General features: G+C 51.8%; 10 protein-coding genes. All 10 read right to left on the reverse strand.

Features of this window, described 5'->3' with window-relative positions; all coding sequences use genetic code 11:
• Positions 1-96 precede the first annotated feature (96 nt).
• Positions 97-1,200, reverse strand: a complete 1,104-nt coding sequence (locus tag EA392_12730; protein TVR37388.1) for a hypothetical protein — start codon at positions 1,198-1,200, stop codon at positions 97-99.
• Positions 1,201-1,215: 15 nt separating this feature from the next.
• A complete protein-coding gene (locus EA392_12735; protein TVR37389.1) occupies positions 1,216-2,475 on the reverse strand; it encodes an ATP-grasp domain-containing protein in 1,260 nt (419 codons plus the stop codon).
• A complete protein-coding gene (locus EA392_12740) occupies positions 2,466-3,434 on the reverse strand; it encodes a hydroxyacid dehydrogenase (protein TVR37390.1) in 969 nt (322 codons plus the stop codon). The genes EA392_12735 and EA392_12740 overlap by 10 nt, the downstream gene beginning before the upstream one ends.
• Before the next feature lie 17 nt (positions 3,435-3,451).
• Positions 3,452-4,345 (reverse strand): peptidase, encoded by an 894-nt coding sequence (locus tag EA392_12745; GenBank protein ID TVR37391.1) that lies wholly within the window; start codon positions 4,343-4,345, stop codon positions 3,452-3,454.
• A 16-nt stretch (positions 4,346-4,361) separates the two neighbouring features.
• Entirely contained in the window at positions 4,362-5,744 is a 1,383-nt protein-coding gene (locus EA392_12750; GenBank protein ID TVR37392.1) for an MmgE/PrpD family protein, read from the reverse strand.
• Complete coding sequence (locus tag EA392_12755) at positions 5,744-6,898, reverse strand: ATP/GTP-binding protein (protein TVR37393.1); 1,155 nt, start codon at positions 6,896-6,898, stop codon at positions 5,744-5,746. Before EA392_12755 ends, EA392_12750 begins: the two co-directional genes overlap by 1 nt.
• A gap of 42 nt (positions 6,899-6,940) precedes the next feature.
• The gene (locus tag EA392_12760) at positions 6,941-8,350 is read right to left on the reverse strand and encodes an HTH domain-containing protein (protein ID TVR37394.1); all 1,410 of its coding nucleotides are present in this window, start codon (positions 8,348-8,350) and stop codon (positions 6,941-6,943) included.
• Positions 8,340-9,428 carry a DegT/DnrJ/EryC1/StrS family aminotransferase gene (locus tag EA392_12765; GenBank protein ID TVR37395.1) on the reverse strand — a complete coding sequence of 363 codons (1,089 nt, stop codon included), beginning with the start codon at positions 9,426-9,428 and terminating at the stop codon, positions 8,340-8,342. Before EA392_12765 ends, EA392_12760 begins: the two co-directional genes overlap by 11 nt.
• Before the next feature lie 3 nt (positions 9,429-9,431).
• Complete coding sequence (locus EA392_12770) at positions 9,432-10,526, reverse strand: FkbM family methyltransferase (GenBank protein ID TVR37396.1); 1,095 nt, start codon at positions 10,524-10,526, stop codon at positions 9,432-9,434.
• A gap of 1,568 nt (positions 10,527-12,094) precedes the next feature.
• Positions 12,095-14,788: an AsmA family protein gene (locus tag EA392_12775; protein TVR37397.1), complete on the reverse strand. Its 2,694-nt coding sequence runs from the start codon at positions 14,786-14,788 to the stop codon at positions 12,095-12,097.
• Positions 14,789-14,816: the final 28 nt, after the last annotated feature.

The following is a 14,816-nucleotide window of genomic DNA, read 5'->3' on the forward strand; positions in this document are numbered from 1 at the left end:
TTCAGACCACTCTCATCTTTCAAAGTGATCCTGGAGTCCCCTCCCATGGACATAAGTTCACTGGCTGAATAATTGCTTAAATCAGGGCCGATCATTTCATTTTCCTTTCTGAATCACTCCGTGATGTTCGTAAAATTTTCTAACCCCGGGACGCTCTAACAGAGGGCCAAAACATTGTATAATACTCATGTCAGGATTGTAGTTGGCCTCAACAACTAATACTTTTTCACCATCCCAGGCAACGTCCCAACCTACGAATGCCAAAAACTCCAGATGAGATGCCAAATCCTTCATTTGAACAACAAAACTTGACCAATTCGGAATCACATAGCCCTTGGCACGGAAACCACTATCGGGATGACTATCTTTTGGTACAAAATCTTCTCTACGGCGCGGATAAAGGTAGCCGTGTCCAATCTCTCCAGTGTTCTCATCGACTTTTGCCAGAAACCCACCTTGTTTCCAATTATCTATTACGCCAACATGCGTTGTACCAAACTTGTGAGAAACAGCCGCGATGAATGGCTCTTTGGTATCGGGATCTATCATCGTAATAACCCTCATGGTATTCAGGGAGTGCGGAAATATCTCTCTTGAATAGCCGGACGGAAATACTTTCGGCTGTATGATGGCGCGCCCGAATTTTGAGATAACGCTCGTAAAATCCTTCGGGTCTATTTCGGTCTTACCCACCAGAATTTTCCCTTTTTCTGTGGAATATGAAATGCTCTCTACATTGCGGCCACCACCACCATCTATAGGTTTCACAACATATGTCAACCCTTCAAAGAGACAACCCAAAAAATCATCAATGGAACTAATTTCGCTACCTGTAAAAACGAATTTTCCATTGCGTTGGATAAGAATTAATACTGGAATGACGTCCGCTACTGGATCCATAAAACGGTAAAAGACAAACTTATCGTGAACTACAATTCGGTGCAGTTTATTGATTCTTTCGGTGAGTATCCGCCTGTCCATATCTGAAATGTAGTCGGCTGCTTTTTGTCTATCATAATACAGCGCCTTGTCTGAGTGAAATCCACGTCGGTTCCACCATCGCTTGTCTCTGGCAGAAACAACCAAGTCACTACTTCTTATCTTTTTTTCGTCTTTGTTAAATACTGGTGAATACAGCGGACGTCTGAGAAAGTAAAGGCCCAGTTCATTCAACAAATACACAAGGTAGGTTTTAATCATATCGCCAGACCAATTTCATGAGTATGCGGCTTCAATACTTTCATAAATCCCTTTATCATACATACTTTCCCCTTGTTCATTCAGCACATCCAAGCTGTTTACTACACGGTGGAGGCTATTGAAAAGCTCTTTCTTTGAATGGGCTTTTACCACGTAAGCTCCTATTCTGCATTTGCTCGCCGTAATCCCCTGAATGTTTGTATGCGGCGGCTTATAGCCATAATATGCCTTTACGAGCCCTTCTTCCATAAGCTTGTCCATACCTGTTACTTTCACAAATACTCCGGGTAGGGCGTAGATGATACCAATGGCCTGATGCAAACCCGAAGGTTGAATCTCCACCCTGTGCGGCACCTCCAAAAACGAATCGATGGTCGCGTCAATGATGTCAAAGCCCGTCTCGTCAAAAATGGTCTCGTGACTAATTCCGCCCCCGGCTCGTGGCGCAAACTCAATAACATGGATGGTTTCACCAGATACAAATGCCTGGATATGGAGTGGGGTATTATCGAGTCCGTACATATCTGCCACCTGCTGCGCCGCCTCAACAATTCGTTTTTTGGCATGGGTACTGATGTCCGGAGGCGTAATGGTAGCGTAGCACTTAATCACATCGTCGGCCTCATTGGCAACACTTAACCTTTCACTCATCATCAAAAGCCTTGCTTCGCCCTTTTCTATGAAGCAATACGCGCTGACTTCCAGGCCCTCTACTACTTCTTCAACAATGACTTTATCGGTGCGACTGATGGTTTTGGCAAACTCAAAATACTGCGCGAGCTCGTTCTGGTTCTTAACCTTTTTTACGCCGGCAGACCCACAGGCATCGGCAGGTTTTACCATTAAGGGCCATTTCAAACCTGCTTGTTCCAATTCATTTTGATACTCTACATAAACGAAGCGCGAGGTAGGCACACCATTTCTACGCATCATTTCTTTCATTTTGCCCTTGTTAGACACCGCAAGAGCTGTTTCATAGCTGTAGGGTTTGGTTAAGCCCATTTGCTCGGCTACATAGCACGCGGTAACATTGGCCTGATCAATAGAGCTGCTAATAACCAGTTGTGTATTTAATTCTTTGGCTACCTCCAACACCTTATCCATATCGAGCGTGCTTTCCTGCACGTGCAAATGGGCATGCGCTTTTGCCGGCGGGTTGTCGAGGTAATCAAGCAATACTACATAATAACCCCGTTTTTTAAGATGGTTAATCAAGACGATGTGAGGAGCCGTTCCCCCCAACACCAATGCGACCGGTTTTTGGTTTACATCCATCGGTTGGCTTCTATAGCTTGGGTTTGGCCGTGGTGAAACAGGCGAATATTGTTCAATGCGCTGCTCATCATATGGGTAAAGGTTTCTATGGTGAGGCCTCCTACGTGTGGCGTAAGTACGGTGTTGGGCGCTTTCAGAATGTCTGCGTCGGGCGACAGGGGTTCTTTCTCAAAAACGTCAAGGGCCGCACCAGCCACCTGTCCGGAGTGCAGTGCCTCGGCCAGGTGCGCTTCGTTTACCAGGGGGCCGCGGGCGGTGTTCACCAGAAACACCCCGCGCTTCATGCGGGCAAGTGTGTCGCGGTTAATCAGTGCGCGGGTGCTTTCGTTCAGGGGGCAGAGCAGGCAGATTACATCGGAGGTTGCGAGCAGGGTTTCCCAATCGGCGTAGCGCACACCGAGTTCGGTTTCTGCACCGGCCGGCAGGGGTTGCGGCTTGTAGTACACGCGTTGTACATCAAAGGGCGCGAGCATGCGTGCTACGTGGGTTCCAATGTTTCCCAGGCCCACCAGTCCTATTTGCTTTCCTTGCAGCGAGTGGCAGCGGAGGCCCGTTTCATTCTTGAGCCATGTGGCATTTTGCGTTTGGGTGTGCACTGGAATGAGTTGGCGCAACAGCGAGAGTACCAGCAGCACGGTGTGCTCGGCCACGCTGCGGGCGTTGATGCCCCGGTTTACATACACCGGAATCTGCCGGTTTCGCAGTGCGTCTGCATCCAGTCCGTCGGTGCCAACCCCGGTTCGTTGCACCATGCGCAGCAAGGGGGCGGCTGCAATCACATCGGCGGTGATGCGCAACCTGCCACTGGCCAGGAAATAATCGGCTTGGGGGGCGGCGTGCATCAGGGCCTGTGGAGTGGCTTCGGGCAGCGCGGTAAACGTGAAACCCCCGGGCACCAGCGCCTCAACCACTTTCAGGACTTCCGGGCTGTAGGCATTGGTGAGGAGGATTTGCGGCACGCTGTGGTCTTTTTCGGTTAGCCGATACTTCCCTTTTCCGACGCCTTTGCTTCGGGGTAGTACTGGTCAATCATGCGTTTTACGAGGCTTACCTGTTTGGCGCGCTGGCGGGCATCGGCTTCGGTGGTATCCCAACTGTGGGTTTTGGCAACCGATCCGCCGGTTTTCAGGTAGATGGGTGCAGCCACACGAATCATTTCGGGCACCTCGTAATGGCGGATAAAGCCGCCTGTGGATGCCGGGTTTTCGGTGTGTACATCGATGGGCACATCAATGGCCTGGCGCATGGAGGCCAGCATCGGAAGCTGAATATCGCGCACGGGGTTGATGGAATTGGCGCCGGTGTTTTGAAGTAAAAAGGCCGAGCAGGGATTTCCGTGTCCGGTATGGGCCGACACCTTGAAGTGGCATTCGGCGGGAATTTCGCCGTGGCGGCGCATTTCGTTCAACACCCAAAGACAGCCTTCATCGTAAACGAGGAACCCGCGGCAGCCGAGGTTTACGGCCCGCCGGATATCTTCCATGGCCCGCACAATCTGGTCTTGTCCGCGCAGGCGGTAACCCATTCGCTGGCCTTCGGGCGTGTTTACCGATGCGCTGGTGTCGTAGGTGGCGCGCGGACCCACAGCCAGGATGAGTTCAACCTTGTGATCGGCGGCGAGGCTCACCATTTCGCGGATGTCGTCGTCGCTCAGCAGCATGATGCCCTTGGTTTGGGTTACCCGGTGAATCACCATTCCGAGGCGGTCAATTTCTTCGAGCAGGGCTTTCATGGGTTTGGGCCCCTGAATACCCGGAACTTCAAAGCGGTACTGTGCGCCATCGGCAAAGCGTTTGGATGAATCCGGAAGTTGCCACGCGTCGCCTGCGGGCATCCCGATTTTGCGCAAAAAATCAAGACTTGCTTTCATGGGTAGAAGTTTGGTGTTACGCCTTTGGGGCGAACAACAGCAAAGGTAATTGTTTGTGCCAACCCTCGCCGGGGCGGGCAGCTATTTCGAGCACCTCGTTGCAGGTGGTTTCGGCCATACCCCAATCTGTGGCCAGTTCACGAAACTTTGCTTCAATGGCCTCGGTGCTCAGGGGGCGCTCAGGTTCACCCAGTGGCAGGTTGATGCGGACCACATGCTCGCTTCCGTTGGTGGTTTGCACACGGACTTCTGCGGCACGCTCGCGGGGCACGGCCCGGCTCATTTCGTCGTCTGCAAGCACCCTGGTGAGTTGGGTAATGCGCTTTACGTGGGTGTTGGAAAGCGCTGGTTCCGCAAACTCCTGCTGACCGGCTTTTCCCCACACCAGTGCGGCCGCCACGCTGTAGGGTGTGCTCATTTTGGCGGAGTGTGATCCGGCAATTTGGCGGTGGTCGTGGCCGGGAATCCCGAGGGCATACGTATGCACTGTTACAGATTGTACATCGCTGTGGTTGAGGGCATGGCGGCTCCGTATGTCTATGGCTGCCTCAATGGCCGGGTGGCAGTGGCGGCAGGCGGCGTAGGGTTTTCGGTACACTGCATGGATGGCCGGCAGACTTTCGGCATCCGGCAGCAGTTCCTGTGTTTTTGCATCGCTGCCGACGAGTTGCCGGAGCAGACCTTCGACGCCACCGAGCGGATCATCGGGTCCGGCGTAGCCTGCACGTGCAGTCAGTGCCGCTACGAGGCCGTTCATGGCTGCCATGCCGGCGTTGTAGGGCTTCAGGGCTGAATGGTCGCGAATGGCCTTGAGCGTGCCGGCGGTGCTAGCTGCCGCAGCTGCAAGGGCATTTTTTTGTTCTTGCCCGGAGTAGTTGAGTGCTGTTGCCACCGCCCAGGCCGCACCCAGGGTGCCACAGATTCCGGTGGCGTGGTAGCCGCGTTTTTTAAGCGCGGGTTGCATGGTGCGCGCCATCCGTATAGTGACTTCATATCCTGCAAGCACTGCGCGGTAGAGTGCATCACCATCAAAAGCATGCACGGAAGCCAGCGGAATCAATGCCCCGAGCACAGGTGCGCCGGGATGCACCATGGCAAAGCGCTCGCCGTCGTCCAGCTCGGCCGTATGGGCACTCATGCCGGTAACCAGGGCTGCTGTGGTTAGCGAGGCATGGGTGCCAAGCCCCATCACTGGCACTGTACCACCGTCGGGATTGAGCTGATGAATAAGCCGCATGGCTTCTTCGCGCTGCTGCGCGGCTCCTGCAAGGGTCACCCCGATAAAATCCACCAGGCAATGACGCACTGCTTCGCGGTCGGCCGTAGTGGGGTTCTTTTGGATTGCGGCATTGATACGGGCCACAAAAGCATCTGTGAGGTTGTCGGAGCTTTGTTGCATCAGTCGGTGGATTCGCCGAGAATAAGTTTCAGGTATGATTTTTCATCGTCCACCACCCCGTAGGCACGCGCCAGGTTTACGATGCGTTTGGCCCAGTTGCGGTGGGGGTTGATTTCGTTCATTTTGTTGGACTTTGCGCTCTTTACCACACCTCCTTCGGTTCCGAGGATCTGCGATGCATCTTCAAACTCCTCGCGCGTAACGGCCTGCATGGCATTTACAAAGCGTATGTGCGAGGGGTGAATGATGGTTTTACCCACAAAGCCGTTGGCTTTGTCGAGCAGTACTTCGCGCAGCAAGCCGTCGATGGCCTCGTTTACGATAGGATTTCGGCTGAGGAGCGTTTGATGAATGTCGCTTTCGAGCAGGTGTTCCAGATCGTCTTTTTTGTAGGCCAGAAAGTATTCCCAAACCGGCGCCGAAACGGTATAGCCCGTACCTTCCCTGTTGAAGTAGTTGAGGATATCACTCAGGCAATCGCGCACGGTGAGGATGTCGTAAATGGAAGCATTCATTCCGCGGCGCACGCCAAAGATGGAAGAGAAGTCGGTTCCTCCCACCCGCACGTTCAGGATCCACTGCTTAAAAGGTTCCATGAGTGTGCGCAGGGCATTCAGTTCGCCCACACGCGTTTCCCGAAAGGCGATGGCGCGGCCTTCGAGGATGGGCATGGCGTAGAGCGACACGTTGAGGCGTTTGTTGAGATGGTCAAGGCGCCCCAGGTATTCATCGGCATTGCTGCTGTAGAACTTGGGAAACACAAAGCCGGCCAGCACACGCGCATGACGTTCGTTGAGACGATCGGCAAACTGTCGGAACTGAATGGTGTTGCGCGCCCGAAGGAAGATGAGGGGGGTATCGTTTACGCTGAGTTTTTCGTCATCCCACGCCTCGTGAATGGTTTCAAGGTGAAAGAGCACGTTGTCTTCGGCAGCGGTTACATCGCGTTCGCGGATGGCGTCTTCAAAGTCCATGACGATGGATGTAACGTGGTTCATGTTTCGGGCGATGATTTTGTCCACCACGTTTTTGGTTCCGGGCATGTAGAGGGTGCCGCCCAGGCAGTATTGCAGGTGATCCTTTTCGGTAAACTTGTTGAAAGCCTCCGGCTCTTTAAAAAAGCTGAATTGCGGGTTGAACTGGTTGTGTTTCATGATGGCACTTCGGCTAATGCGTGTTGTATGGTTTCGACAAATTTAACCTGAGATAATGATTTGCCAGTAGCCTTTTTTCGCGGGGCCCATAAATGATATTCTACCTTCTGATTTCAGCCTGGCAATATCCCGAAGAACGGTTCTTTTGGATACATCCAGTTTTCTGGCCAAATCGCTGGTGGTGACCCGTGGGTTGGCCGTCATGATTTCTAAAATTCTTCTGTGCCTTTTTTGGCTTGTTTCATCGGTGACATTTTCAGTGACATTTTCAGTGACAATTTCAGTGACATCATCGGGAGAATGTTTCGAAGAGCTTATTTTCTGGCGGCTATACTCCAATGTTGCAAGTATCCCATTCGATATTTGCTCCATCTTGAATTTCATCGTAGGATAGGACTCAATCTCCTGGCGAACACGAATTAATCCGCTGCCGTATTTTTCAATATCACCTTTCAGATAAAATGCCTCCGCAATAAGTTTGTTCCGGGCATGAGCTTGGTAGTCATTACGCAATAAATCTTCTACGGTAAGGTTCCCCACCAATTGACCTGGACTGAAAAAAGTGATTTTATTATCAAAAATCTTGATTTGAATGTCGCTCGGACTCATGTAATCGCGATGTACAACTGCATTTAACAGCACCTCACGAATTGCAGGCAATGGATACTCAAAAATCTCATTCCTTGAGGTTGATGTTCCGGTAACTTCACTTGCAACCTTGATTTGATTCAAAATATAACTCATTGACTGATTAACCAGGCTAAACAAGTTGCCCCTTAAGAGTTTATCGTCAAGAATAACTGAAGGACTTTTTAACCTTCCAACGTGTATCGCAAAACCTGTATCCCCTTCACCAAAAAGTAACCATGCAGCATTGGTCACCTGCTTTTTTGAGACCAAACGAAGCTTTTTGAGCGCATCATACGAGTTCTCTTCGAGCCGGAATCGATTTCTTGAATTTACGTCTTTTATAAACCTCTGAATGGATTCGGTGTCGAGATTATCCCAACTCTTGGTGGGGCTCGGATAAGAATCCCATGATACCTGCAACGACTGCATAGTCAACTGAGTAATCTCTAAAACAGATAAACGGTGGTTTGCATTGCCTACACGTTGAAAATATCTGCCTCGAAAAGCTACAGGTTTAACCGGGAACTCCTGCACTTTGAAAGCCACAATTGATTTTCCCTCGAACTCGGTTTCATCAACGATAGGGACAATTCCTGGCAATGTCTTTCCTTTTATTTCATTAACCCACCGTTGAATCGTCTCCTTCTTTAGGTTGACTCCAGAAATCGAACTGTCATCATTTACCCCGATTAAGACCGTTCCTCCTTTTGAGTTCGCAAAAGCCGACAATGTCTCAATAACTTCATCTCCAAAACTTGCCTTGAACTCAAGCTTTTCACCTTCACCGGACGACAGATATTGATGCCATTCTTCAGTATGCATTGACCACGGAAATGATTTTACTTTGTTCCTCCTCCGTAATGCCCGCAAAGAGCGGCAGGCAGAGCACCCTGCGCGATACGTCGTCGGACACGGGCATGGCGGGGCTTTGCACGTAGGGCAGGTTGTTGAGCGAGGGATAAAAATACCGTCGCGGCAGGATGTTGTTGGCCTTGAGCCGCGCTTCTGCGCGGAGCAGCGAGGCTTCGTCGGGAAACACAACCGGAAAATAACTGTGGTTCCAATCCGTACCGGGGCGGATGGCAAGCATTTGCAGTTCAGTACCGGTCAGTTGCTCGCGGTAAAACGCGGTGGCGCGGCTGCGCGAGGCGAGGATTACCTCCATGTGGGGCAATACGGCCAGCCCCATGGCGGCCTGTAATTCAGACATTTTACCGTTGATGCCCAAGCCGTAAAACTCCAGCGCACCGTGATGCCCGAAATTGTGGCTGTAGTACACGCGGTGCCGGAGTTCTTCGTGAGGGCAAAAGGCGGCTCCGCCCTCGCCCGTATGAAAGAGCTTGGTGGCGTGAAAGCTGCATGTGCTGATATCGCCGTGGTCAAAAATGCTCTTACCGAGGTAGCGCACGCCAAAGCAGTGGGCAGCGTCGTAAATGACGTGCAGGCCGTGGCGGGCGGCGATATCGGCAATGGCCTCCGTATTACAGGGATTGCCAAAAACGTGCGTGGCCATGATGCAGGTGGTGCGTGGCGTGATGGCGGCCTCAATCAGCTTTTCGTCGATGGTGAGGTACTGCGGGTCAATATCCACAAACACGGGCGTACAGCCTTCCCACACGATGGAGGCCGTGGTGGCCACATAGCTGAATGGCGTGGTGATGATTTCGCCGCCGCGCCCCAGCAGTTTCAGGGCTATTTGCAGCGGGACGGTGCCGTTGTTCATCAGCAGCACGTTGGATACCCCGAGGTGGTTTCTGAGCGCCGCTTCGAGTTCGCGCACCAGCTCGCCGCGGTTGGTGAGCCAGCCCTTGTCAAAAGCGCGCTGCACCAGGGCGGTGTAATCCTCCATGGGCGGCAGAAAGCTCTTGGTAACCGGTATGTTTTGGTTGGGTTGGCTCATGTACTACCTCGATTCGGGCACTGCAAAGATTACGGTTTCTTCGAGGTGTGTGGTGGCGTGCTTCATGTAAAAGCGGTATCCGAGCTGCAGGTTATTGATCCAGATGGGGATGTTCACAAAATCATCCATGCTGTGATAGGTGGCAATGGCCAGTTTAGGCCGATGGGTGCGGATGGTTTGCTCTGCTCCCTGCAGGGCGTAAGGCTCGGCACCTTCAATATCCATCTTGATAAAGTCCACTTTGGGTAATTGCTTGTCGGCCACTACGCGGTCGATGGTGGTGGTTTCGGTTTGGCCGTCGTGGCCTTCAAACTTTTCGAACTGCACCTGGCTGGCCGGTCCGCGGTCTTTGTAGTACATGGCTTTGCCTGCTTCGTTCCACAGCGGATTAGGGCAGAGATCTATGGTGGGTTCCAGGGTGGGGTTCATGTTGAGGTTTCGTTGGAAGACCTCTATGTTGTTCGGAATAAACTCAAAGGCCACCACTTTACCGTGATCACCTACCAGGTGGGCAAAGTACAGGCTTGAGTCGCCAAAGCAGGCGCCGCAATCGAGCACTACATCGCCGGCCTCGGCTTTGATTTTGTCGTGGTAGTTGTATTGCTCCACAAAGAATTGCGCCACCACCCCGCTGAAGTAGCCTTCAATGGGAAATCCGGCTTTGTGCACGCGGGTTCGGTAAATTTTGCGTGCACCACCGGGGTAGTTTACTTCCACGGCGTCGCTGCGGTCAAAACAATCTTTGGAGCGCTCCACCATTTTCTTGTAGTGGTCGCCATAGAGCGGCAGCCGCACTTTATCGCGGCCCATGATGCGGTAGGCCATCAGTTTCACCATCAGGTGTTTGGATTCGTCGTCGGCGAGCATGCCGTACAGGGTTTCCAGGCGGTCGTTGTACACTGCAAGGGTATGGATACTGCGCTCCATAAAGTAGGCTGCGGCATCTTTGGTGATCATTTTTGCCAGCAATTTTCCGGCAACGGCCGTTTTGAGGCGGTCTTTCAATCCCGGAGCCGGGCCTTTTCGCTGGTCTGTAAAAGCGTTGTGAAGGGAGGCTTTCAATTCCTCAACAACCTGGTGGCGGAAGGTGTCTTTCATAAATGTGAGAGGGTAATGCTTTGGCTTTCTGAAGGTCGGATATAGGTGCTTTAAGCTACGAAGGTATCAGACCTGGTTGGTTTATACGTTATGTGCGCAATTGAACTGGTATTTGGCGGTTCAAAGATAGGATTTCCGGAGGGTATGGGGGGAATGAGACGATGTGGTAATTGGACGATTAGCCAGTTGACGGATGGACGATTATGCATCAGGCAACTTTAGGGGTGGACTCCTTGAGGCTTAGTGGCTCACTATGCTGAGTGTAAGTGTGATTGGTTTCTATTCTTGACGACTACTTTTTTGTCATTTCGACCGACAAATCCCAAAATTGAAACGGAGGCCTTTATCCCCTCCACCGGAGGGGTGGCCCCGACAAACGCGGGTTTCACACGACCTTGATGTTGAAGGTCGGGGTTGGGGTGGGTTTTTCACCCACCACTTAGCGCCCCACATATCAAACTTTTATCAATGAAATTCATCCAATGGGTACTTTGGTTGCCGGATAATGTTCTCGAGGTGGACAGCGATTGCATGAAACGCGCCTGGCTGAGTGTCTTGCAAAGGTTGCTTTGGTAATTGGGTTTGACGAGTGGTGCTAAGAGTCCGTTTCAGGTGGATGCATTTGAGACGCGTCCTAATTTCAAAACCCTAAGAAACAGAATTATAATGGCATTGCATGTTACGCGAGACATTCGACCCCTTCGGGGTCGCACTTCTATCTTCGTTGCTTTCTCTTCAGACATTTGACCCTTTCAGGGTCTGTGCTGAATCGTAGCGGTTATCATCAATCAGAGTCGCCACCAGGTGATGCTCTGATTGTCGTGTACAAGATATGATTGCGTTTTTGTTTTGATTACTAGCATTTTGTCATTTCGACCGAAGCAACGACGCGAGGAGCTGCGCCCCGAAATGCTTCGGGAAGAAGTCTCAATGAGAAATGTGATTTGAGCAAAAACAAGACTCCGTTTCATAGAGATTTCTCCACTGCGTGCTTCGTGCCTCAGCACTCCGGTCGAAATGACAAAGGGGTGTGATTGGGGTTTACAATTGGCTTTTTAATTTTTGTCATTTCGACCGAAGCAACGACGGTAGGAGTTGCGTAGCGGAGAAATCTCATACGAGATATAGTGTGAAATGAATGAGATTTCTCCCCCGAAATTCTTCGGGGCAGGCTACTTCACGCCTCGTTCCCCGGCGTTCCGGTCGAAATGACAAAGGGGTGGGGTTGAATAGGGTTTGGCGCGGATTCTCGCGGCTTACAATCTGAATCAAAAGAGCAGGCGGTGGTGATGCCTTGAAGATGTCAGCGTAGCGTCTCGCTACGCTGAACTGAGGCAATGTAATTTTTTTAGACCAACATCGTTAGAATCTACCTCCATTCAATCAGTCAAAGACGAAAGCAGATAACACCGAACAGATAACATCACCTATACGTAAGCATGGGTTTTGTGCTTCGCAGGATAGAAAAGTGGTACGTTTAGCGTTCAGTTCTTCGCAGGAAGTTCAGTGGTTAAAATCCCCGCCTGCGCAAAACGCAGAACCGTTGTAACCATGCTATCCGCAGCCCCCTAAAAATCATCATCATCTTCCAACTGATCCCAAAAATCGTCGTGGTCGTCGTCGTCTTCGTCGCTGGGAGAAATGATAATGACCGGGGGCTTGCCGGGCTGGGGCTGCGCAGGTTGGGCTTCATTCTTTTTCGGTGAGGGCGTGCCGTGCTCAATGATGATTTCCTCGGTTTTTTGCGGGGGCGTTGAGGGCGTTTCTTCGCGGTTGCGGCGACCGCCAAAAATGCCCCCAAACTCCTTGCGCAGCAGGTTGCGGAAATTCTCCTTTTCCTGCTGAAAATACGCGCGTCGCTGCTCACGGGCAGACTCCCTGTCGTAGGTAAACTGCAGGTTGTCGAGCGGTCCGCTCATGCGCAAAAAGAAGGAGCCCCCGGAGCCATCGTCGCGAATTTCACCAAACTCACTGTGCTGCGCATTGGTGAGAATTTCGGCCAGCCGGAAGCGCAAACGGTAATCCACCACGCTGTTGAAATGATGGGTTCCGGCAGCCACCAGGTTCATGGCCGACGACTCGAGGTTCATTTCGGGAATATGGATGGTTCGGTCGCGGATTTCTATCTGGTTCTCCAACCGCGAGAAATGCACGTGCTGCAAGCGTTCGCGCAGGCGGTCTGTTTTTACCAACGGCGCCAAAATGCGGTTTTGCCTGATATAATCTGCCACTTCAATCAGCGACTGGTGCTGAATCAGCTCGCCGTTTACAATGGAAATGTCAATCAGGCTGTAAATACTTGCCGGGTCGAGCTGCAAGGCATTGTTGAGCGTGGTTCGGAATACCACATCGGCGTTGGTTTTTCCGCTCAGGTGCTTGTCTGTAATAAAGTCCTGCCCAAAATTGTCGAATTCGGTAAACAGGCGCTGAATATTGATACCCCGCAATTGGGCCTGAGCGTTTACCTTGAAGTTGCCGCCGGCCATGGGGCGCACGTCCATCTTCGCATCGAAGGTGCCCTCACTGGTGCCAAAAGTGAGCCTGTCGGCAAAAATGCCGCTCGGGGTAATATCTAATAGTCCGCGAATATCATCCGCCTGAAAGGTTCTGAACTGCAGCTTTTTGATAGAGGCATTCGCGCTGAGCTGAATGTATTTGGGTAGCGTAAAATGCAGTTCATCGCCATCGGACTCCTTGTCGGCCAGCAGCAATTCCGCAAGGTCTATATACGACGACTGAAGGCTGGCCTGGATGTTCATTTTCTCGCCTTCGATCAGCACAAAGGGAACGAAGTTTTCAAAAACGCCGTCGAGCGCAAAATCCGACGCGAAGATATTGCCCCGGAGGTTTTTTACCGCAGCGTGGTTGCCGTTGAGGTGAAAGGCGCCCGTAAAGCCGTGGTACTTGTGGTCGGCGCCGGTGATTTTAAAATCGGTGTTGTCGAACACAAGCTTACCTGAAATCTCTGCGCGTTTCAGGTCGGCCACGCTGAGTTTTTGAGGATTTGCGATGATTCCCTTAAAACGGCAGGTGAGATTTACCCCTCCGCGGATGTACTCGAGCGATCGGATTTCGATGATTTCCTGCAAATCGTTGAGCTGGGCCTTGCCGTTCAGTTCAAACTGAATCATGGGTCGGCTGAAGTTGCGGATGGAGCCGTTTCCGCTCAGGATGCCCTCTTTGAGTTGAAAGCGGAAGTTGTCTATCTCCAACAAATCGGGGTGGTTGGCGCGGTGGTGAAAAGTACCCGTGGCCTCAAAGTTTTTAAAATTAAGCCCGCTTTTGAGGTGCTTTACGCCGGCGTTCTGCACGTTGAAACTGGCCTGCACCTCCAGGGGTTTGGCAGGATCCGACGGGTCGCCCAGCAGGTGCAGACCAAAGGAGGTTCTGCCCCGGGGCTCGTATCCTTCCATTGGTTCGAGCAGCTTCTTGGGAATGAGATTGAGCACGTCGAGGATGTCGAGCTGCTGGCCATCGAGACGCAAATCAAGGTGTTGGGCATCACCGGCCTGAAAGGAGCCGTTGGCCAGAAACTGCATGCCGTCGAGCCGCACCGAGCCTTCGGCAATGGCAAAGTGGTTGCGCCCGGTATCAATTTTGATTCGGGTGGCAATCCGGGTGTCGCGGTTGTGCAGGTATCGCTCCTCGTCAAGCGACAGGGTTTCCAGCAAGAGCCTGCTCTGCACGTCCAGGTCGAACACGGCCTCATGAAAGTTTCCGCTCAGGTTCAGGTGGTCTATATCGGTGTCGAGGTGAAATCCGTTCTGCACATTTCGGTACGAAAAATCCACTTTTTTGAAGGCTACGGCCTCCAGTTGAAAGGCAATTTCGGTCGAGGTGGTATCGCTGCGTTCCTTCCAGAAATGAAAGTTATCCTTGCCGCTTTCATCTACTTTGAGGCGCAGCACTGCGTTGGCAATTTCCACCTTGCGGATGGTGTAATTTCCGCGGAAGAGATCGAGCAGGTTGAACTCCAGAAAAAAGGAGCCGGCGTAGAGCAGGGTATCCTTGGGAGCCGTGGTTTCGATGGCATCCAGCGCCATCATGTTGCTGAATTCCAGCGAGGCATACGGAAACTTCTGAATCACACTGAAGGAGATACTCTCTACACTAATCTCTGTGTTGAGCCCCTGGTTCACTTCGCGCACAATGCGCTGCTTTACCTCCTCCTCGTAGATAATACCCAGCAGCACGCCCACACCCGCCAGCACGAAAAGCACCAGCAATGCTAGCAAAAACCACTTTTTGATTTTGCGCCCCATGTCTGTTTCACAAAGTTGTTAAGTAAGC

The organism is Cryomorphaceae bacterium (assembly GCA_007695365.1).
In the GTDB taxonomy this organism is placed as follows: domain Bacteria; phylum Bacteroidota; class Bacteroidia; order Flavobacteriales_D; family SKUL01; genus SKUL01.